The sequence below is a fragment of the Salmonella sp. 741265055_HSA genome (assembly GCF_046569525.1).
Taxonomy (GTDB): Bacteria; Pseudomonadota; Gammaproteobacteria; order Enterobacterales; family Enterobacteriaceae; genus Salmonella; species Salmonella enterica.
This window is the reverse complement of sequence record NZ_JBKFSQ010000019.1, coordinates 74,172-94,458: the sequence shown is the minus strand read 5'-3', so window position 1 is coordinate 94,458 and position 20,287 is coordinate 74,172. Positions and strand designations below refer to the sequence as shown.

Genomic DNA, 20,287 nt, shown 5'->3' with positions numbered 1-20,287 from the left:
CTGGGGACTCACTCCCTTGCCGCCTTTAAGCAACTCGAATTATTTTGGGTATACTCATAAAAATGTAGAAATATAATATTTTTATTATGGCTTATTTTTACCCAAAGCCCGCAGCATGGCTCTATGCCGCATATCCCTTGGTATACGCGTACAAAATGTTGCCATAAAACACGTTAATTAAGGATAACACGATGAAGTCATCTCATTTTTGTAAACTGGCAGTAACTGCATCTTTAGTTATGGGAATTGTCTCCGGCGCTCAAGCCGCGGGTAGCAACACAGCAAAGGTCCCTTTCCTTGGTAATATTGTTGATTTCCCCTGCTCTGTCACACTTGTTTTTTAAATAAAAAGGCTATAACCAATTTACATGCTTACCAGCATCCTGATTCTGGCTCAGAATACGTATCACGATAACTTCCGTAACTGATTGTATAAAATAGATAATATGCCTTTCAAACGGTAAGGCATAAATGTATTCACCCAGTTCAGGTCGAGGCGTGCCAATGTTATTGGCACTCATAATGCTGAATATTTCTGATAGATGATTAATATATCGATCGGCCTGTATTTCGCCAAAATGCTGCCAGCCGTAATGCCAGATATTTTCCAGATCTTCACTGGCCTTTGGCGTTAATTTTACCGTTCTCATCGGGTTTGATCATCCCTGTTTTGACCTTCCGTAAAAAGGCATCCTTTTCCCAGGCCTGGGGCTCTCCGCTGTTCAGACCTTCAGCCAGAAGTTCACGTAACGCCTGAAGTCGTGACTCGGCCTGTTTTTCCCTCAGCAGACGAAGAGACTCTCTGATCACTTCACTTTGTGTTCTGTAATCACCTGATTCTATGAGCGATTCAATAAACTCGCGCAGTTCATCGCCAAGATCAACGGTAATTGTTCTGGCCATAACAGCCTCCACTGTAAGTATAAATCTTACATAAGAGTACACCGGGAATGAAATGTACGTCAAAAACATACCCCATATCTCATGTTTATGGGGTTGGCTAATGCGGCTTTGCTGAACGAGTAGCAAAGCCGCTACATTATTACAGTCTGGAGTTTACCCCCCGTGCAAACGACGGGCATCAATCACATCCGGCACCTGGTTCAGCTTACCGAGCACGCGGCCCAGCACCTGCAGGTTGTAGATCTCGATGGTCATATCAATGGTGGCGATCTGCTGCTTAATGTCGCTGCGGCTGGCGACGCCCAGCACGTTGACTTTTTCGTTAGCCAGAATGGTGGTGATATCGCGTAGCAAGCCGCTGCGATCGTTGGCCTGGACGCGCACCACCAGCGAATATCCCGCCGAGTAGCTTTCGCCCCATACCGCCTCTACGATCCGCTCCGGCGCATGTGAGCGCAGCTCAGCCAACTGTTCACAATCGGCCCGGTGCACGGAAATCCCCCGCCCCTGAGTAATGAAGCCGACAATTTCATCCCCCGGAATCGGCTGGCAGCAGCGGGCAATGTGGTGCATCAAATTACCCACGCCTTCTACCACCACACGCCCGTCGTCTTTACGACGATTTTGCGGCGCGTATGTTTTTTGCTGAAGCTGTTTCAGCGCCGCTGCATCCTGCTCCTCTGCACTCGGCTTATTGAACTGCGATTGCAGGAAATTCACCATCTGATTAAGACGGATATCGCCGCCGCCTATCGCCGCCAGCAACTCTTCCAGCTCATTAAAGTTGTAGCGCGGCAGCAGATGTTTCTCGGCCTCTTTCAGGCTAATCCCCAAATGCGCCAGCTCATCGTCGAGGATCTGCCGTCCAGCCAGGATATTTTTGTCACGGTCCTGTTTACGGAACCAGGCATGAATTTTTGAGCGTCCGCGGCTGGTCGTCACATAGCCCAGGTTTGGATTCAGCCAGTCGCGGCTGGGATTCGGCTGCTTCTGAGTGATAATTTCAACCTGATCGCCCATCTGCAACTGATAGGTGAATGGCACAATACGCCCACCAATTTTCGCGCCGATGCAGCGGTGCCCGACATCGCTGTGGATGTGGTAAGCAAAATCAAGCGGCGTAGATCCGGCAGGCAAGTCAACCACGTCGCCTTTTGGCGTAAAAACGTAGACCCGATCGTCAAACACCTGGCTGCGCACTTCATCCAGCATTTCGCCGGAATCCGCCATCTCTTCCTGCCAGGCGATCAGCTTACGCAGCCACGCAATTCTGTCTTCATGGCCGGAACGCACGCCGCCGGACGCGGCGCCTTCTTTATACTTCCAGTGCGCCGCCACGCCCAGTTCGGCGTCTTCATGCATCTGTTTGGTACGGATCTGGATCTCAACGGTTTTACCGCCCGGCCCCAGGACCACGGTGTGGATAGACTGGTAACCGTTCGGTTTGGGGTTAGCGACATAATCATCGAATTCATCCGGCAGGTGGCGATAGTGCGTATGCACTATCCCCAACGCGGCGTAGCAGTCTTGCAGACGTTCAGCGACAATACGCACGGCACGCACGTCAAAGAGTTCATCAAACGCCAGATGCTTTTTCTGCATTTTGCGCCAGATGCTATAAATATGTTTTGGTCGTCCGTAGACTTCCGCCTGCACGCCTTCGTTTTTCATTTCGGCGCGCAGATGTCCAACAAACTCTTCGATGTAATGTTCGCGATCGAGACGGCGCTCATGCAGCAGTTTGGCGATGCGTTTGTATTCCGCCGGATGCAGGTAGCGGAAACAGTAGTCTTCCAGTTCCCACTTCAGTTGCCCGATGCCCAGACGATTAGCGAGCGGCGCATAGATGTTGGTACATTCTTTCGCCGCCAGCACGCGCTCATCTTCCGGCGCCTCTTTCACTTCGCGCAAATGAGCGATTCGCTCGGCCAGTTTGATCACCACGCAGCGGAAATCATCCACCATCGCCAATAACATTCGACGGACGTTATCAACCTGCTCCGAAGAAACAGAGTCGTTATGAGTGGCGTTTAGCTGACGGATCGCCGCCATATCGCGCACGCCATGAATCAGGGTCACGATAGATTTGCCGACGCTTTCGCGCAGTACATCTTCGCTGACTACGTTGGCGTCGGCCAGAGGGAACAGTAGCGCCGCCCGCAGCGTGTCGATATCCATACTCAGCGTGGAAAGAATTTCTACCATCTCCACGCCACGCCACAGCAACAGATCCGCATCCGGATGTCCTTGTGTCTGTTGCAGGCAATACGCCCAGGTTTCGGCTAAGCGCTCACACGACTGCTGGCTGGAAATTCCCAGGCTTGCGATCCACTTCTTCGGATCAAATTCACCAGCTTTATTAATATGTGCACTTCTTACCGCGACCATCGTCCTCTCCTTAAGGGACCAGGCCTACCGAAGTCGGTAAGCCGGTAATCATTACATGCGCTCGAACAGAACCATTGATTCCAGATGTCCTGTGTGCGGGAACATGTCGAGCATCGCTAAACGCGTAACCTCATATCCCGCATTGACTAGCGCTTCACTATCGCGCGCCAGCGTCGCCGGGTTACAGGATACATAAACAATGCGAATAGGTTTTAATTTTATAATATGTCGCATCACTCCTGTAGCCCCCGCACGCGCAGGATCGAGTAAGACTTTGTCAAAGCCGTTTTTCGCCCACGGCTGCTTCGTGACATCTTCCTCCAGGTTCTCATGGAAGAATGTCACATTATGTAAACCATTGCGGATGGCGTTTTCACGGCCTTTTTCTACCAGCGCTGGAACGCCCTCAACCCCTACCACGCTTGCCGCGCGCGTTGCCAGCGGCAGCGTAAAATTCCCCATTCCGCAGAACAGATCCAGGACACGATCCTCGGCGCGCACATCAAGCCACTCCAGCGCGCGGGCGACCATTTGCTGGTTTACCACCTCATTAACCTGAATAAAGTCTCGCGGACTGAAGGCTAAACGTAAGCCGTGCGAATCATACCAGGGCGCCTCGCCAGATACCGTTTCCAGTATCTCGCTAAACGGCGCCAGAAACAGAGACAATCCCTCAGAATGCGAAAAGCGTTCCAGTTTTTCTTTATCCGCCGCACTTAATGGCGCGGTATGGCGCAGAATCATCAGCGTACCGCTTCCCGCCTGTACCAGCTCAACATGCCCAAGATGTCGGGTGCCGTGTAAACTCGCCAGACACGCCCTGATTCGGGGCAGCAATGCTGCAAGCTGGGGCGCCAAAACAGGGCACTGTTCGACATTGACGATATCGCTGGAACCCGCTTTGCGAAATCCCATTTGCAGCGGTTTATCCGGCGGGCAATTCAGACTTAACCGCGCACGACGCCGATAACCCCAGGGCGCGCCGGCGATGATGTCATTCACCTCGTGTTTCATCAAACGCGCCAGCGCCGCGCTTTTGCTGCGTTGTTGCAGGGCGACGCTGACATGCTGTTGCTGACAACCGCCGCAGACGCCAAAATGCGGGCAGCGCGGCGTTTCTCGTTCCGGGCTATCATTCAAACGGCGCGAAACGCGTGCGCGGGCAAATTGCTTTTTATCTTCTGTAAGAATGACTTCTGCGCTTTCCTCAGGCAATAAACCGGGGATAAACAGCGCCTTTCCGTTATGACGGGCTACGCCCTGACCAAATGAATCGAGGTCATTGACTTTAACGGTTATGATCTGACGCGTCGTCACGCGCCGTTTTGCAGAGTAGAATTGCGCCATCGACCAGCTTTTTCTCAATTTAACAGTGTGACCCTAATTGTCCCATAACGGAACTCCATGACCAACTACAGCCTGCGCGCACGCATGATGATTCTGATCCTGGCCCCGACCGTCCTGATAGGTTTGCTGCTCAGTATCTTTTTTGTAGTGCACCGCTATAACGACCTGCAGCGTCAACTGGAAGATGCCGGCGCCAGTATTATTGAACCGCTCGCCGTCTCCAGCGAATATGGTATGAACTTACAAAACCGGGAGTCTATCGGCCAACTTATCAGCGTCCTGCACCGCAGACACTCTGATATTGTGCGGGCGATTTCCGTTTATGACGATCATAACCGCCTGTTTGTAACGTCTAATTTCCATCTGGACCCCTCACAGATGCAGCTTCCCGCCGGAGCGCCGTTTCCACGTCGTCTGAGCGTCGATCGCCACGGCGATATTATGATTCTGCGCACCCCGATTATCTCGGAGAGCTATTCGCCGGACGAGTCAGCGATTGCCGACGCGAAAAATACCAAAAATATGCTGGGGTATGTGGCGCTTGAACTGGATCTCAAGTCGGTCAGGCTACAGCAATACAAAGAGATTTTTATCTCCAGCGTGATGATGCTTTTTTGTATTGGCATTGCGCTGATCTTTGGCTGGCGGCTTATGCGCGATGTCACCGGGCCTATCCGTAATATGGTGAATACCGTTGACCGCATTCGCCGCGGACAACTGGATAGCCGTGTGGAAGGATTTATGCTGGGCGAACTGGATATGCTGAAAAACGGCATTAATTCCATGGCGATGTCGCTTGCCGCCTATCACGAAGAGATGCAGCATAATATCGATCAGGCCACCTCGGACCTGCGTGAAACCCTTGAGCAGATGGAAATCCAAAACGTTGAGCTGGATCTGGCGAAAAAGCGCGCCCAGGAAGCGGCGCGTATTAAGTCGGAGTTCCTGGCGAACATGTCGCACGAACTGCGAACGCCGCTGAACGGCGTCATTGGCTTTACCCGCCTGACATTAAAAACGGAGCTGAATCCCACCCAGCGCGACCATCTGAACACCATTGAGCGTTCCGCGAATAATCTGCTGGCAATCATTAATGACGTGCTCGACTTCTCCAAGCTGGAAGCCGGTAAGCTCATTCTGGAAAGTATCCCTTTTCCACTGCGCAACACGCTGGATGAAGTGGTTACGCTGCTGGCCCACTCGTCGCATGATAAAGGGCTGGAGTTGACGTTAAATATTAAAAACGACGTCCCGGATAATGTGATTGGCGACCCGCTGCGCCTGCAACAGGTCATTACTAATCTGGTGGGTAATGCCATTAAGTTCACCGAGAGTGGCAATATCGATATTCTGGTAGAAAAGCGGGCGCTCAGTAACACCAAAGTACAGATTGAAGTGCAGATCCGCGATACGGGGATCGGCATTCCGGAACGCGACCAGTCGCGACTGTTTCAGGCGTTTCGCCAGGCCGATGCCAGTATTTCTCGCCGTCACGGCGGCACCGGGCTTGGGCTGGTGATTACGCAAAAGCTGGTCAACGAAATGGGCGGGGACATCTCTTTCCACAGCCAGCCTAATCGCGGCTCGACCTTCTGGTTTCATATTAATCTTGATCTTAACCCAAATGTCATTATTGACGGGCCGTCAACCGCGTGTTTGGCCGGGAAACGGCTGGCTTATGTCGAACCGAATGCTACCGCCGCGCAATGTACCCTGGATCTACTGAGCGACACGCCGGTGGAAGTGGTTTACAGCCCGACCTTCTCCGCGCTGCCGTTAGCACACTACGATATTATGATTTTGAGCGTTCCGGTGACCTTCCGCGAGCCGCTCACCATGCAGCATGAACGTCTGGCGAAAGCGGCGTCAATGACGGACTTTCTACTGCTGGCGCTACCTTGCCATGCGCAAATTAACGCCGAAAAGCTGAAACAAGGAGGCGCGGCGGCCTGTCTGTTAAAACCATTGACGTCAACGCGCCTGTTGCCAGCGCTGACGGAATATTGCCAGTTGAATCACCATCCTGAACCGCTGCTAATGGATACCAGTAAAATCACCATGACGGTTATGGCGGTTGATGATAATCCCGCTAATCTGAAGCTTATCGGCGCGTTACTGGAAGATAAAGTCCAGCACGTAGAACTTTGTGATAGCGGACATCAGGCGGTGGATCGGGCGAAACAAATGCAGTTTGATCTGATTTTGATGGATATTCAGATGCCGGATATGGACGGCATACGCGCCTGCGAATTGATTCACCAGCTTCCTCATCAGCAGCAAACACCGGTTATTGCCGTTACGGCACATGCGATGGCCGGGCAAAAAGAGAAGTTGCTCAGCGCGGGCATGAACGACTATCTGGCTAAACCGATAGAAGAAGAGAAGTTGCATAATCTGTTGCTGCGCTATAAACCCGGCGCCAACGTAGCAGCGCGTCTGATGGCGCCGGAACCGGCTGAGTTTATCTTCAATCCGAATGCGACACTCGACTGGCAGCTTGCGCTCCGCCAGGCTGCCGGTAAGCCCGATCTGGCACGGGATATGCTGCAAATGCTGATTGATTTTCTGCCGGAAGTGCGCAACAAAATTGAAGAACAACTGGTGGGAGAAAACCCCAACGGTCTGGTCGATCTGATCCATAAGCTACACGGGAGCTGCGGCTATAGCGGCGTACCGCGGATGAAGAACCTTTGCCAGCTTATTGAGCAACAGCTTCGCAGCGGCGTCCACGAAGAGGAGCTGGAGCCTGAGTTTCTGGAGCTGCTGGATGAGATGGATAATGTCGCGCGTGAAGCGAAGAAGATATTGGGCTGATATTCGCCGGATGGCGGCATGACCGCCTTATCCGGCCTACAACTCAGCGTAACTGTTGCCCCGCTTTCAGCGTTGCAGCCACGTTGCGCGCGGTCATTCGTACGTTTTCACTCGCATTCTTCAGAGCGTCCTCCAGCGTGCAGATGGTATAAATCACGCTGAAAACGGCATCAAGCCCATGTTCATGAACCACGCCAACGTCCGCCGTCAGGCTACCCGCAATACCAATTACCGGCTTGTTATACCGTTTGGCGATGTTTGCCACGCCAATAGGGACTTTACCGTGAATGGTCTGACTGTCGATGCGGCCCTCGCCGGTGATGACTAAATCGGCATCCGCAAGACACGCTTCCAGATGAAGCGCATCGGTGACAATCTCAATACCACGCCGTAGCTGCGCGCCGCAAAACGCGTATAACGCCGCCCCCATGCCGCCTGCCGCGCCGCCGCCTGCCAGATCCAACACATCGACATGCAGATCGCGAGCAATCAAATGCGCATAGCGAGTCAATGCCGTCTCCAGGCGTTCAATCATTTCCGGCGTCGCCCCTTTTTGCGGACCAAAAACCGCAGACGCGCCCTCTTTGCCGGTAAGGGGATTCGTGACATCGCAGGCGACCTCTATATGGCACGCCGACAAACGCTTATCCAGGCCGCTGATATCAATGCTGGCGAGTGTTTCCAGCCCAATGCCGCCTTGCGCAATATCATTGCCCTGCGCATCCCGTAGCCTGGCCCCCAGCGCCTGTACCATCCCCGCGCCGCCATCGTTGGTGGCGCTACCGCCGATACCAATAATGATATGCTCAACGCCCGCATCCAGCGCATGACGGATCAGCTCGCCGGTTCCCCATGACGTGGTCTTCAACGGATCGCGTTGCGCGGGCGGCACCTGCTCCAGCCCGCTGGCGGCCGCCATTTCAATGAACGCGGAACGCGCATCGCCGGAAAGCCCATAAAACGCATTGACGCGATGCCCCAACGGCCCGGTGACCTCAACATGCACGATTCGACCCGCCGTCGCTTCAACCATCGCTTCGACAGTACCTTCTCCGCCATCAGCCAGCGGCAATTTCAGGTAATCGGCGTCAGGCCAGATCTCGCGAAATCCTTGTTCAATGGCGGTCGCTACCTCAAGAGCACTCAAACTTTCCTTATACGAGTCTGGTGCGATCACTATTTTCATAAGTCGTCCTTACGCATGTTGATCCTGTTAAGCATACACCCAGAGAAGGACCGGTTCCTTACGGAACCGGCTCTGACTTAACGCACCATGCAAGGACGCTTATTATCAAACGTCCAGCCAGGAATTAAGTACTGCATTCCCATCGCGTCGTCACGCGCGCCTAAGCCATGTTTTTGATAGAGCTCATGCGCTTTCATCACCTGATCCATATCGAGCTCAACGCCCAGACCCGGTTTGGTCGGCACTTGCACCATGCCGCCTTTAATTTCAAACGGTTCTTTAGTCAGACGTTGGTTGCCTTCCTGCCAGATCCAGTGGGTATCGATCGCGGTGATCTTGCCCGGCGCCGCCGCGGCAACATGGGTAAACATCGCCAACGAAATATCAAAGTGGTTGTTAGAGTGCGATCCCCAGGTCAGACCGAACTCATGACACATTTGCGCCACGCGTACAGAGCCTTGCATAGTCCAGAAGTGCGGGTCCGCCAGCGGGATATCGACGGATTGCAGCGACAGCGTATGCCCCATTTGACGCCAGTCGGTCGCTATCATATTGGTGGCCGTCGGTAATCCGGTCGCGCGACGGAATTCCGCCATCACTTCACGTCCGGAAAAACCCTGTTCCGCGCCGCACGGATCTTCTGCATAGGCCAGAGAACCTTTCAGGTATTTACCAATGCTGATCGCTTCGTTCAGCGACCAGGCACCGTTTGGATCGAGCGTGACGCGCGCTTGTGGGAAACGTTTCGCCAGCGCCACGATTGACTCGGCCTCTTCTTCGCCCGCCAGCACGCCGCCTTTCAGTTTGAAGTCGTTGAAGCCGTATTTTTCATAGGCGGCTTCCGCCAGGCGCACTACCGTTTCCGGCGTCATCGCCTCTTCATGGCGCAGACGATACCAGTCGCATTGCTCATCCGGCTGGCTCTGATACGGCAGCGGCGTAGCCTTGCGATTGCCGACAAAGAACAGATAACCCAGCATTTCGACTTCGCTGCGCTGCTGACCGTCGCCTAACAGCGAAGCGACGTTGACGCCCAGGTGTTGGCCCAAAAGGTCAAGCATTGCCGCTTCAATGCCAGTCACCACATGGATAGTGGTACGGAGATCGAACGTTTGTAAACCGCGTCCGCCCGCATCGCGATCGGCAAACTGGTTGCGAACGGCGGTCAGGACATTTTTATATTCACCCAGCGTTTTTCCCACCACCAGTGGGATCGCATCTTCCAGCGTTTTGCGAATTTTTTCGCCGCCCGGAATCTCGCCAACCCCGGTATGACCGGAGTTATCTTTAATAATGACGATGTTGCGCGTAAAGAACGGGGCGTGCGCGCCGCTCAGGTTCATCAGCATACTGTCATGACCCGCAACCGGGATAACCTGCATTTCAGTCACTACAGGCGTCGTAAATTGAGTACTCATAACTGTGTCCTTATTCAGAATTAGTGACGACCAAAAACAGGGCGTTTGCGGTCAAAAGTCCAGCCGGGGATCAGGTATTGCATTGGGCCTGCATCATTACGCGCGCCACCTGGCAGCGTTTTATACGCGTCATGCGCTTTTCGCACCTGTTCCCAGTCAAGCTCCACGCCCAGTCCTGGCGCATCCGGAACGGCAATTTTGCCGTTTTTAATTTCCAGCGGATTTTTAGTCAGGCGGCAATCGCCCTCCTGCCAGATCCAGTGCGTATCAATAGCGGTGGGTTTGCCTGGCGCCGCCGCGCCAACATGGGTAAACATCGCCAGTGAAATATCAAAATGGTTATTCGAATGGCAGCCCCAGGTTAGCCCCCAGTCATCGCACAGTTGCGCCACGCGAACGGCGCCGGTGAGAGTCCAAAAATGCGGGTCGGCAAGAGGAATGTCTACCGCGTTGAGCATCACCGCGTGTCCCATTTCACGCCAGTTGGTGGCAATCATATTGGTCGCCACCGGCAGTCCTGTCGCGCGGCGGAACTCCGCCATGACCTCACGACCAGAGAATCCTTGCTCCGCGCCACACGGATCTTCCGCGTAGGCCAGTACATCATTCAGCCCTTTGCACAACGCAATGGCTTCATCCAGTAGCCAGGCGCCGTTCGGATCTACGGTAATACGCGCGTCCGGGAAGCGTTTTTTTAGCGCGCGAACGGTATCAATCTCTTGTTCGCCCGGCAGCACGCCGCCCTTAAGTTTAAAATCTTTAAAGCCGTAGCGATCCTGAGACGCTTCCGCCAGCCGCACGACTGCGTCGCTGTTCAGCGCTTCCTGATGGCGCAGGCGATACCATTCATGACTGCCCGGCGTGCTTTCCAGATACGGCAGATCGGTTTTAGTGCGATCGCCAATATAGAAGAGATAGCCCAACACGGTGACGGCATCGCGCTGTTTACCAGGTCCTAACAGCTCACAGACCGGCACATTAAGCGCCTGTCCCAGTAGATCAAGCAGCGCCGCTTCCAAAGCTGCCACCGCGTTAACCCGCAGTTCAAACGTCCATGCGCCTTTACCAAAGGTGTCAAAATCAGCGGCCTGGTTGCCTTTATGCACCTGCTGCACCACTTTGTTCAGGCGGGCGACTTCCTGGCCTAATACCATCGGAATAGCATCGACCAGCGTCTGATAAATCACTTCTCCGCCCGGCGCCTCGCCGACGCCAGTATGCCCGGCGTTATCGGTGAGGACGACGATGTTACGGGTGAACCAGGCGTTATGCGCGCCGCCGATGTTGAGTAACATACTGTCATGTCCGGCAACCGGAATGACCTTCATGTCCGTAATAACGGGACTGGATTGCGTTGTCATGATAATTGTCCTGCGGCAGGTTTCAGTTCAATACGCTTAATATCGCCTACCAGCACCAGATAGCTGATAATGGCCACCAGGGCATGAACGCCGACATAGATCAACGCGCCGTTGAAGGAACCGGTGGTGCCAACGATGTAACCAATCGCGATTGGCGTCACAATACCGGAAATATTGCCGAACATATTAAACAAGCCGCCGGAAAGACCGCTGATCTCTTTCGGCGCGGTATCCGCCATTACTGCCCAGCCCAACGCGCCGATACCTTTACCGAAGAAAGCCAACGCCATAAAGCCGATGATCATCCATTCCACGTTCACATAGTTACAGAACACCATAACCATTGACAGCAACATCCCCAGCACAATCGGCGTCTTGCGCGCGATATTCAGGGAGCCAGTACGACGCATCAGCCAGTCGGAAATGATGCCGCCCAACACGCCGCCGATAAAGCCGCAGACCGCAGGAACCGAGGCGACAAAGCCCGCTTTGAGAATCGACATGCCGCGCGCCTGGACCAAATAGACCGGGAACCAGGTAATAAAGAAATAGGTCAATGCGTTAATGCAGTACTGGCCGATGTAAACGCCAATCATCATACGAGAGCCCAGCAGCTGTTTGATCTGGCCCCATTTGACGCTAAACGGTACTTTCGCTTTCGTGTCTTTCTGATCCATATTGATCAGCGCGCCGCCTTCTGCGATGTACTCCAATTCTTTCTTATTTACGCCCGGATGGTTATTTGGTTCATGGATAACTTTCATCCAGATAAAGCTGATGATGATCCCTAACCCGCCCATAAAGAAGAAGACATGCGACCAGCCCACTTCGTGCGTCAGCCAGCCCATAATTGGCGCGAAAATAACCGTGGCAAAGTATTGCGCGGAGTTAAAGATGGCCACCGCCGTTCCCCTCTCCTGCGCCGGGAACCAGGCCGCAACGATGCGACTGTTGCCCGGAAAAGAAGGCGATTCCGCCAGACCGACCAGGAAACGAAGCGTAAAGAGGGCGACAATAATGCCGAAACCACTAAAGGTATCGACAAAACCCTGCAACAGGGTGAAGACTGACCAAATGAAAATAGACCAGAAATAGACGCGTTTGGAACCAAAGCGGTCCAGCAGCCAACCGCCCGGGATCTGCCCGATAACATAGGCCCATGAAAAAGCAGAAAAGACGTAGCCCATGCCTACCGGATCAAGGCCGATATCTTTGGCCATTTCTGAACCGGCAATGGACAATGTGGCGCGGTCGCCGTAGTTGAAGGATGTGACGATAAACAGCATCACCACTATCCAATAGCGGGCGTTCGTGCGTTTCTCCGCACTGCTCGCCGCATGACTTAATGAACTCATTGTTGCACTCCTGAAATTTCGCGTTAGCTACGCTCACTCTGAACTGCACAACCGGTAGGGAATCAGAGATAACGTTTCCTTGTTGCAGCTTTTATTAGGTCGTTTGCTTTGCACGCTGCATGCTTTTATTCACTGGCAGGAAAAGTATAAAAAGCGCGCCACACACACTCACCGTGCAACAACACAGTATTTTGGCGATGAATTACGCCTGTTTATGGCAAAAGCCCAGGACAGTGGAAGCCACTTCACGGAAATGAAATCAGAAGGCGTCAGGCGTCAACGCAGGAGGAATAAAAAGAGAAGAATGTGAAACAGGTCGCTTGATTACATGAAAACGCCCGTAAAAAACTGCCGCTTTTACGGGCATATGCACAAAGCTAACACGATTCAGTTACTTTACACTGCGTACAGGTCGTTATTTGCTTACTGGCAATGCAAGCAAACGAAAAGGTACCCTCCCGTAGGGGGGAGGGATTTACCTCAGGAAAGTAAAGTTCCCCAGTTTTCAACCCAGGGATTGGACTGGCTCTCCGGCTCCGGATGTTCGCTGGCGTCAATGAATAACATCTCCCCCACCCGCTGCGCGCTTTGCTCCTGCAACAGGGCATCAAACTGTTTGCCGCCATTACAGAAATTGGGGTAGCTGCTATCACCTAGCGCAATCACCCCGTAACGCAGGTTTGGTTGAAAACCGACTGTATCTTTAATGCCGTGAAAGAGCGGCGCAATGCTATCCGGTAGATCGCCCTGCCCGGTCGTCGAGGTAACGACCAGCGCTACCTTATCCTGATATTGCTGCCAGTCGGACAGTTCAGGATCTTCAAACACGGTCGCGCTGTGGCCCTGTCTGGCGAGGATCGCCTCCGCTTCTTCCGCCACCAGCAGTGAGTTGCCATACATGGTCCCGACAAAAATACCAATTTCCGCCATTATGCGTATCTCCCTGAATTATGCCTGATGAGTCTCATCCTGCCGGGACGCCGCCGTAAACTCAACCCTTTCATTGTCAGGGAGAAGTCCACGCCAGCCAAACTGTGTCAGCGCCTGCATCCAGGTTTCATCCAACCCGGCCTGAATCATCAACGGCTGTCCGGTGAAGGGGTGCGTCAGTTCAAGCCGGCTGGCATGAAGCATCAGGCGACGACAGGCAAAATGCTCCGCCGCGCTGCGGTTTTGTCGCAAATCGCCATGTTTACTGTCGCCGATGATAGGATGACGCAGATGCGCCAGATGACGACGGAGCTGGTGCTTGCGTCCCGTTTTTGGTTCCAGCTCAACCAGTCCATAACGCGTGGTGGGATAACGCCCGGTCGGCACCGCCATTTCGACTGTCGCCAGTCCATGATACTGCGTTACAGCCGGCTGGGGCGCTTTATCTTCGCGGGCGAATTTATCGGCAATTTTATCGCGCTCTTCCACCAGCGGATAATCCAGTACTGCGTCATCCATCAGCCAGCCGCGCACAATGGCATGGTAGCGTTTACGGATGTGGTGCTGCTCGAACTGCTGCGCCAGGCGGCGCCCCGCTTCGCTGGACAGCCCCATTAACAGTACGCCCGACGTGGGTCTGTCGAGACGGTGGGCGGTAAAAACATGCTGGCCGATTTGGTCGCGCACCGTTTGCATGACCACGACTTTTTCGTCGCGATCCAGCCAGCTCCGGTGAACAAGCCAACCTGCGGGTTTATTCACGGCAACCAGCCACGGGTCTTGATAGAGGATCTCCAGCATCAGGATTTATCGCGAACGAATAGAGCATCCAGATCCTGCAAAACCGCCAGGATCGCCTCCCGCTGCGGATGATCCGCCGCCAGCGCCATTTCATAATAAGGGGCGACGGCGAACGCTTCGGGCAGCGGCTGCGCATTATCAAGTAGGGTATGCATACGTGGGATCAATACCCATTGCAGCCATTCCAGCGGTTCCATGGTATCCATAAAAAATGGTTGAGTGCTGGTAAACAGGTGCGCCTGCGGCGCATCCAGCCGCCAGTGGCGATGCTCGCGCAGCAGCGTTTCAAGCGCATGTAACTGCTGACGCACACGGTCATGAGTCGTCATGTTAAAAACCTCAATGATGAAAATCTGGCGCGCAGAATAACAAAAAAAAGGGAGCACTGTGTAAACAGTGCTCCCGGTTCGTTTCGCAGCATTCCAGCTACTTTTCATGCTCCCTGCTCATCCGTGACAACTTTTCCTGTGACCTTACGGCCTGTTCATCCTGAACGTTTGCATCCTGCGCACATCGCCCCGATGTGATAGCTTCATCCTGAAGCGTCCCTGGTCATCCAGACCCGCCAAACATCCTGATCGGCTCTCGTTCTCCGTCCTGGAGGTGTCCTTTAACGCATCCTGCGCTTTCCACTTTGCTTCATCCTGAAGCCTTTCCTTGTAACACCATCCTGGCGTGTCCTGCTGAAGCGTCATCATCCTGACGTTCGCTTCGTTGTACGACTCCCTGTCGACGAAGATAGAATCGCCTGTTTCACCTTGTCTTACAAGACGCTTACAGACAATACCTTAAGTAAATTTTCATATGAAAGTGCGTAAGAACATTTTAATAGGTTGTTTTATATGGACTTATACAAAAAGACGGGACTCAGTACCCGCTGATATCCTGGCGATCTCCTACAGACTTTGTAAGAGATCTCTCACACCCGTTAGGGCAAACGATTACAGAAGAGGATTAAGTTGCGTAAGAAATTCCGCAAGCGTTGCGGCAAGAACGGTACGATTGCGGGTGCCCAGCGTTTCTTTAATCACTTCGCCGGACAGATTACAGACCGAAATGACCTCAAGCTCATTTTCCTGCGTCGCAATAAAAAGCGTGGGAGGAAGCTTGAGCCGCTTTTGCGTGACCAGATGGCCTATCAGATTTTCCTGCACGCGCCGAAAGTCATCCTGACTCCAGGTTTGCAGTAGCGTAAGCTTTTCATCCGCAAACTGCGCTGGCATGTCGCCAGCAAACTGCGTGGTGTAAAACGCGTGGAGCGCAGGTTGTACCATAATATCAAAGGCGCGTTCAACCGCGTTTACATTTTCTTCGCCTTCAAAAGGTTGCGGCTGCCAGTAAACGGCATTGCGGGTTGAAGAAATAATGCACGGAGAAGGTACGCCATACAGTTCTTCGCTCAACGGCCAGCTACCGTGTTTTTCTTGCCACGCGTCACAGTAACGCGTCGTAAAGGCTTTTAACGCCTGCGCTGTCAGTTCGTCCACCAGTTTCTCTCTTCATAAAAGCCAGGATACACTTGACGCATAGTGTATCTGGTTTATGACGGTGAAACATGTCTTCTTATGAAAACCATCAGGCTCTCGATGGCCTGACTCTCGGAAAATCAACGGATTACCGGGACAATTATGACGCCAGCCTGCTGCAGGGCGTACCGCGCAGTTTGAATCGCGACCCGCTCGGATTAACAGCCGATAATTTGCCGTTCCACGGCGCGGATATCTGGACGTTGTATGAACTTTCCTGGCTTAACAGCCAGGGTCTTCCGCAGGTCGCCGTCGGGCATGTCGAACTGGATTACACCAGCGTTAATTTAATCGAATCCAAAAGCTTTAAACTGTATCTGAACAGCTTTAACCAGACGCGCTTTGACACCTGGGAGACGGTGCGCCAGACGCTGGAGCGCGATCTGCGCGCCTGCGCACAGGGCAACGTTAGCGTGAGGCTTCATCGTCTTGATGAGCTGGAAGGACAGCCTGTCGCCCATTTCCACGGCGCCTGTATTGACGATCAGGATATCAGTATCGACAACTACCAGTTTACTACCGACTATCTGCAACATGCGGTCAGCGGCGAGAAGCAAGTAGAGGAGACGCTGGTCAGTCATCTGTTGAAATCCAACTGCCTAATCACCCACCAACCGGACTGGGGCTCGATACAAATTCAGTATCGCGGGCGCAAAATCGACAGGGAAAAACTGCTGCGTTATCTGGTCTCCTTCCGTCACCATAATGAATTTCACGAGCAGTGCGTAGAGCGTATTTTCAATGACATTCTGCGCCTCTGCCAGCCGGAAACGTTAAGCGTTTATGCGCGCTATACCCGCCGCGGCGGGCTGGACATTAATCCCTGGCGCAGCAATACCGATTTTGTGCCCGCCACGGGCAGGCTGGCGCGACAGTAATTTTTTTGTCAATTCTGCGGCCGGATTGCGCATGTAAGGTTGTGAAAGGTCATCAGCCAGGGCTATTGTAATCAACAGGGAATGACGTGTTGCGTCCCATAAGGAGTTTACTTGATTACACATATTAGCCCGCTTGGCTCAATGGATATGTTGTCGCAACTGGAAGTGGACATGCTGAAACGCACGGCCAGTAGCGACCTGTATCAACTGTTTCGTAACTGTTCACTTGCCGTTCTTAACTCCGGCAGCCTGACCGACAACAGCAAAGAGCTGCTGTCCCGCTTTGAAAATTTCGATATTAACGTACTGCGCCGCGAGCGCGGCGTGAAGCTGGAATTGATTAATCCGCCTGAAGACGCCTTTGTTGACGGGCGGATTATTCGTGCGCTACAGGCTAATCTGTTCGCGGTGCTGCGCGACATTCTCTTTGTGAATGGGCAGATCCATAATGCCGGTCGTTTCCAGCATCTGGATCTTGAAAGCTCAACACATATCACTAATCTGGTGTTCTCCATTTTGCGCAACGCCAGGGCGCTGCACGTCGGCGAAGCGCCAAACATGGTGGTATGCTGGGGCGGCCACTCAATTAACGAAAACGAGTACCTGTATGCCCGTCGCGTCGGCACGCAGTTGGGATTACGCGAGCTGAACATCTGCACCGGCTGCGGCCCGGGGGCGATGGAAGCCCCCATGAAGGGCGCGGCGGTCGGTCACGCGCAGCAGCGTTATAAAGACAGCCGCTTTATCGGCATGACTGAACCTTCCATTATTGCGGCTGAACCGCCTAATCCGCTGGTGAACGAACTGATCATCATGCCGGATATCGAGAAACGCCTGGAAGCGTTCGTCCGTATCGCACACGGTATCATCATCTTCCCGGGCGGCGTAGGTACGGCGGAAGAGCTGCTTTATTTGCTGGGTATTCTGATGAATCCAGCCAATAAAAATCAGGTGCTGCCGCTGATCCTGACCGGACCAAAAGAGAGCGCCGATTACTTCCGCGTGCTGGATGAGTTTATTACCCATACGCTGGGCGAAGCGGCCCGCCGTCATTACCGCATCATCATTGACGATGCGGCGGAGGTAGCGCGGCTGATGAAGAAAGCGATGCCGCAAGTGAAAGAGAATCGCCGCGATACCGGCGACGCCTATAGTTTTAACTGGTCGATGCGCATTGCACCGGATCTTCAGGTGCCGTTTGAGCCGTCGCATGAGAATATGGCCAACCTGAAACTGTACCCGGATCAGCCGGTTGAGATTCTGGCGGCGGATCTGCGGCGCGCCTTCTCCGGTATTGTCGCGGGGAACGTGAAGGAGGTCGGGATACGCGCCATTGAAGCTAATGGTCCGTATAAAATCCACGGCGATCGAGAGATGATGCGTCGCATGGACGATCTGCTGCAGGGTTTCGTCGCGCAGCATCGTATGAAATTGCCGGGTTCCGCCTACATCCCCTGTTACGAGATCTGCGCTTAGCGCTTAAGCCCGGTTGCCGCCAGCAGCCGGGCGCTTCCCCCATTCCTTTCATTGCGGTATGGCAATTAACGTATGCCTTCATTTTTTATGATGATCATCAGAGGCATAGCCCGCACTGTTCTATAAACACCATTTATAATTCACCATAAATAGATTGCCAGGCAAACGTTTACTTGACTCCTTTTACCGTGATTTATCGGTTAAAACTCTCATTCTTCGCCAGAATCCACTAAAAACCTTGATTTTTATAGTCAAACCTCCGTATCTTGCGCCCCAATCTTTCCGGCCTTATATCGTTAATGGTAGCCTTCGCGCCCGGAAATTCGTTATGACGTTTTTTTAATAGATTAATGGTCCAAATTTATCCATGTAAGAAGCGGATTATTGCATTTGAGATCGGGATCACTGATAGATTCATCACTTAAATGTATCTTTCCGCCCGAAAATTATTACGGCGAAAAATTATATAAAAAGCGTCCCTAAGCAGATTTCATTTTACGATCAGGTCTTTTTTCATTGGATTAGACCAGCAACCTGATTTTTAGCATCCTCCAGGAGAAATAGATGGAAACCACTCAGACCAGCACTATTGCTTCGATTGACTCTCGAAGCGCATGGCGCAAAACGGATACCATGTGGATGCTGGGCCTTTACGGCACGGCTATCGGCGCGGGCGTTCTGTTCCTGCCGATCAACGCAGGCGTCGGCGGCATGATTCCGCTTATCATCATGGCGATTCTCGCTTTCCCGATGACCTTTTTCGCACACCGTGGTTTAACCCGCTTCGTGCTGTCCGGTAAAAATCCGGGTGAAGACATCACTGAAGTCGTTGAGGAACACTTCGGTATTGGCGCAGGTAAACTGATTACCCTGCTCTACTTCTTCGCGATTTACCCCATCCTGCTGGTTTACAGCGTAGCAATCACCAACACGGTTGAAAGCTTCCTGACCCACCAGTTAGCGATTAATCCGCCGCCGCGGGCGATTCTTTCCCTGATCCTGATTGTTGGCATGATGACCATCGTGCGCTTCGGCGAACAAATGATCGTTAAGGCGATGAGTATCCTGGTATTCCCGTTCGTTGCGGCGCTGATGCTGCTGGCCTTGTACCTGATCCCGCAGTGGAACGGCGCGGTGCTGGAAACGCTGTCCTTTGATTCCGCCGCGTCTACCGGTAACGGTCTGTGGATGACGCTGTGGCTGGCGATTCCGGTGATGGTTTTCTCTTTCAACCACTCCCCGATCATCTCCTCCTTCGCGGTTGCGAAGCGTGAAGAGTACGGTGAAGGCGCAGAGAAGAAATGTTCTAAAATTCTGGCCTTCGCCCACATCATGATGGTGCTGACCGTGATGTTCTTCGTCTTCAGCTGCGTGCTGAGCCTGACGCCGGCAGATCTGGCAGCGGCAAAAGAGCAGAACATCTCGATTCTGTCTTACCTGGCGAACCACTTTAACGCGCCGATCATCGCCTGGATGGCGCCGATCATTGCGATGATTGCTATCACCAAATCCTTCCTCGGCCACTACCTGGGCGCGCGTGAAGGCTTTAACGGGATGGTGATTAAATCGCTGCGTGGTAAAGGTAAATCCATCGAAATCAACAAACTGAATAAAATTACCGCGCTGTTCATGCTGGTCACCACCTGGATTGTGGCGACGCTGAACCCCAGCATCCTGGGCATGATTGAAACCCTGGGCGGCCCGATCATCGCGATGATTCTGTTCCTGATGCCGATGTATGCCATCCAGAAAGTACCGGCAATGCGTAAGTACAGCGGTCATATCAGCAACGTATTCGTTGTGATTATGGGCCTGATTGCCATCTCCGCTATTTTCTACTCACTGTTCAGCTAAGTCCTTTAGCGCCGCTTACCGCGGCGCTTCTCTATGATACAACCGCAATG

17 protein-coding genes and 1 pseudogene are annotated in these 20,287 nt (G+C 53.1%); 6 read left to right on the top strand and 12 right to left on the bottom strand.

The window, feature by feature from the left end; all coding sequences use genetic code 11:
* Positions 1–191 precede the first annotated feature (191 nt).
* Positions 192–335, top strand: a pseudogene (locus ACLD4K_RS12570) (fimbrial protein SteA); the annotation flags it as partial.
* Positions 336–353: 18 nt separating this feature from the next.
* Here ACLD4K_RS12570 and ACLD4K_RS12565 read toward each other — a convergent pair.
* From ACLD4K_RS12565 to rlmD, 4 genes are all read right to left on the bottom strand, one after another.
* On the bottom strand, positions 354–650 hold the full coding sequence (locus ACLD4K_RS12565; RefSeq protein WP_001261201.1) for a type II toxin-antitoxin system RelE/ParE family toxin: 297 nt from the start codon (positions 648–650) through the stop codon (positions 354–356).
* On the bottom strand, positions 616–972 hold the full coding sequence (locus tag ACLD4K_RS12560) for a type II toxin-antitoxin system ParD family antitoxin (protein ID WP_079943955.1): 357 nt from the start codon (positions 970–972) through the stop codon (positions 616–618). The genes ACLD4K_RS12565 and ACLD4K_RS12560 overlap by 35 nt, the downstream gene beginning before the upstream one ends.
* 84 nt (positions 973–1,056) lie before the next feature.
* Positions 1,057–3,291: a GTP diphosphokinase gene (gene relA, locus ACLD4K_RS12555; RefSeq protein WP_000226841.1), complete on the bottom strand. Its 2,235-nt coding sequence runs from the start codon at positions 3,289–3,291 to the stop codon at positions 1,057–1,059.
* 51 nt (positions 3,292–3,342) lie between these two features.
* A complete protein-coding gene (rlmD, locus tag ACLD4K_RS12550; protein ID WP_411011955.1) occupies positions 3,343–4,638 on the bottom strand; it encodes a 23S rRNA (uracil(1939)-C(5))-methyltransferase RlmD in 1,296 nt (431 codons plus the stop codon).
* Positions 4,639–4,695: 57 nt separating this feature from the next.
* Between rlmD and barA the strand changes: the two genes are divergently transcribed.
* The gene (gene barA, locus ACLD4K_RS12545; protein ID WP_000186399.1) at positions 4,696–7,452 is read left to right on the top strand and encodes a two-component sensor histidine kinase BarA; all 2,757 of its coding nucleotides are present in this window, start codon (positions 4,696–4,698) and stop codon (positions 7,450–7,452) included.
* A gap of 43 nt (positions 7,453–7,495) precedes the next feature.
* Here the strand turns inward: barA and ACLD4K_RS12540 are convergent, their stop codons facing one another.
* The 4 genes from ACLD4K_RS12540 to gudP form a co-directional block, all read right to left on the bottom strand.
* Positions 7,496–8,638, bottom strand: coding sequence for a glycerate kinase (locus ACLD4K_RS12540; RefSeq protein WP_000706484.1), 1,143 nt, complete (start codon positions 8,636–8,638; stop codon positions 7,496–7,498).
* Between the two features lie 77 nt (positions 8,639–8,715).
* Positions 8,716–10,056: a glucarate dehydratase gene (gene gudD, locus ACLD4K_RS12535; protein WP_000107113.1), complete on the bottom strand. Its 1,341-nt coding sequence runs from the start codon at positions 10,054–10,056 to the stop codon at positions 8,716–8,718.
* Positions 10,057–10,076: 20 nt separating this feature from the next.
* Positions 10,077–11,417 (bottom strand): enolase C-terminal domain-like protein, encoded by a 1,341-nt coding sequence (locus tag ACLD4K_RS12530; protein WP_080207570.1) that lies wholly within the window; start codon positions 11,415–11,417, stop codon positions 10,077–10,079.
* Positions 11,414–12,772, bottom strand: coding sequence for a galactarate/glucarate/glycerate transporter GudP (gene gudP, locus ACLD4K_RS12525; protein WP_411011954.1), 1,359 nt, complete (start codon positions 12,770–12,772; stop codon positions 11,414–11,416). Before gudP ends, ACLD4K_RS12530 begins: the two co-directional genes overlap by 4 nt.
* A gap of 79 nt (positions 12,773–12,851) precedes the next feature.
* On the opposite strand from gudP, the gene ACLD4K_RS12520 reads away from it, so the two are divergent.
* Positions 12,852–13,082, top strand: a complete 231-nt coding sequence (locus tag ACLD4K_RS12520) for a hypothetical protein (protein ID WP_109273339.1) — start codon at positions 12,852–12,854, stop codon at positions 13,080–13,082.
* A 170-nt stretch (positions 13,083–13,252) separates the two neighbouring features.
* Here ACLD4K_RS12520 and ACLD4K_RS12515 read toward each other — a convergent pair whose 3' ends face one another.
* From ACLD4K_RS12515 to syd, 4 genes are all read right to left on the bottom strand, one after another.
* Positions 13,253–13,702, bottom strand: a complete 450-nt coding sequence (locus ACLD4K_RS12515; RefSeq protein WP_000807739.1) for a flavodoxin — start codon at positions 13,700–13,702, stop codon at positions 13,253–13,255.
* An 18-nt stretch (positions 13,703–13,720) separates the two neighbouring features.
* Positions 13,721–14,503 carry a tRNA pseudouridine(65) synthase TruC gene (truC, locus tag ACLD4K_RS12510; RefSeq protein ID WP_411011953.1) on the bottom strand — a complete coding sequence of 261 codons (783 nt, stop codon included), beginning with the start codon at positions 14,501–14,503 and terminating at the stop codon, positions 13,721–13,723.
* On the bottom strand, positions 14,503–14,832 hold the full coding sequence (locus ACLD4K_RS12505; protein WP_000207010.1) for a YqcC family protein: 330 nt from the start codon (positions 14,830–14,832) through the stop codon (positions 14,503–14,505). The genes truC and ACLD4K_RS12505 overlap by 1 nt, the downstream gene beginning before the upstream one ends.
* A 612-nt stretch (positions 14,833–15,444) precedes the next feature.
* Complete coding sequence (syd, locus tag ACLD4K_RS12500; RefSeq protein ID WP_023215985.1) at positions 15,445–15,990, bottom strand: SecY-interacting protein; 546 nt, start codon at positions 15,988–15,990, stop codon at positions 15,445–15,447.
* Positions 15,991–16,058: 68 nt separating this feature from the next.
* Between syd and queF the strand changes: the two genes are divergently transcribed.
* The 3 genes from queF to sdaC all read left to right on the top strand — a co-directional run bounded on the left by queF (position 16,059) and on the right by sdaC (position 20,237).
* A complete protein-coding gene (gene queF, locus ACLD4K_RS12495; protein WP_411011952.1) occupies positions 16,059–16,907 on the top strand; it encodes an NADPH-dependent 7-cyano-7-deazaguanine reductase QueF in 849 nt (282 codons plus the stop codon).
* A gap of 111 nt (positions 16,908–17,018) precedes the next feature.
* The gene (gene ppnN / locus ACLD4K_RS12490) at positions 17,019–18,383 is read left to right on the top strand and encodes a nucleotide 5'-monophosphate nucleosidase PpnN (protein WP_000627973.1); all 1,365 of its coding nucleotides are present in this window, start codon (positions 17,019–17,021) and stop codon (positions 18,381–18,383) included.
* 564 nt (positions 18,384–18,947) lie between these two features.
* Entirely contained in the window at positions 18,948–20,237 is a 1,290-nt protein-coding gene (sdaC, locus tag ACLD4K_RS12485) for an HAAAP family serine/threonine permease SdaC (protein WP_411011951.1), read from the top strand.
* Positions 20,238–20,287: the final 50 nt, after the last annotated feature.

Coding starts and splice junctions, on each gene's coding strand:
- ACLD4K_RS12560 (WP_079943955.1), bottom strand. CDS start 972: ATGTTTTTGACGTACATTTCATTCCCGGTGTACTCTTATGTAAGATTT.
- barA (WP_000186399.1), top strand. CDS start 4,696: ATGACCAACTACAGCCTGCGCGCACGCATGATGATTCTGATCCTGGCC.
- rlmD (WP_411011955.1), bottom strand. CDS start 4,638: ATGGCGCAATTCTACTCTGCAAAACGGCGCGTGACGACGCGTCAGATC.
- truC (WP_411011953.1), bottom strand. CDS start 14,503: ATGCTGGAGATCCTCTATCAAGACCCGTGGCTGGTTGCCGTGAATAAA.
- ACLD4K_RS12505 (WP_000207010.1), bottom strand. CDS start 14,832: ATGACGACTCATGACCGTGTGCGTCAGCAGTTACATGCGCTTGAAACG.
- sdaC (WP_411011951.1), top strand. CDS start 18,948: ATGGAAACCACTCAGACCAGCACTATTGCTTCGATTGACTCTCGAAGC.
- gudD (WP_000107113.1), bottom strand. CDS start 10,056: ATGAGTACTCAATTTACGACGCCTGTAGTGACTGAAATGCAGGTTATC.
- ACLD4K_RS12540 (WP_000706484.1), bottom strand. CDS start 8,638: ATGAAAATAGTGATCGCACCAGACTCGTATAAGGAAAGTTTGAGTGCT.
- ACLD4K_RS12515 (WP_000807739.1), bottom strand. CDS start 13,702: ATGGCGGAAATTGGTATTTTTGTCGGGACCATGTATGGCAACTCACTG.
- ACLD4K_RS12565 (WP_001261201.1), bottom strand. CDS start 650: ATGAGAACGGTAAAATTAACGCCAAAGGCCAGTGAAGATCTGGAAAAT.
- ACLD4K_RS12530 (WP_080207570.1), bottom strand. CDS start 11,417: ATGACAACGCAATCCAGTCCCGTTATTACGGACATGAAGGTCATTCCG.
- queF (WP_411011952.1), top strand. CDS start 16,059: ATGTCTTCTTATGAAAACCATCAGGCTCTCGATGGCCTGACTCTCGGA.
- gudP (WP_411011954.1), bottom strand. CDS start 12,772: ATGAGTTCATTAAGTCATGCGGCGAGCAGTGCGGAGAAACGCACGAAC.
- relA (WP_000226841.1), bottom strand. CDS start 3,291: ATGGTCGCGGTAAGAAGTGCACATATTAATAAAGCTGGTGAATTTGAT.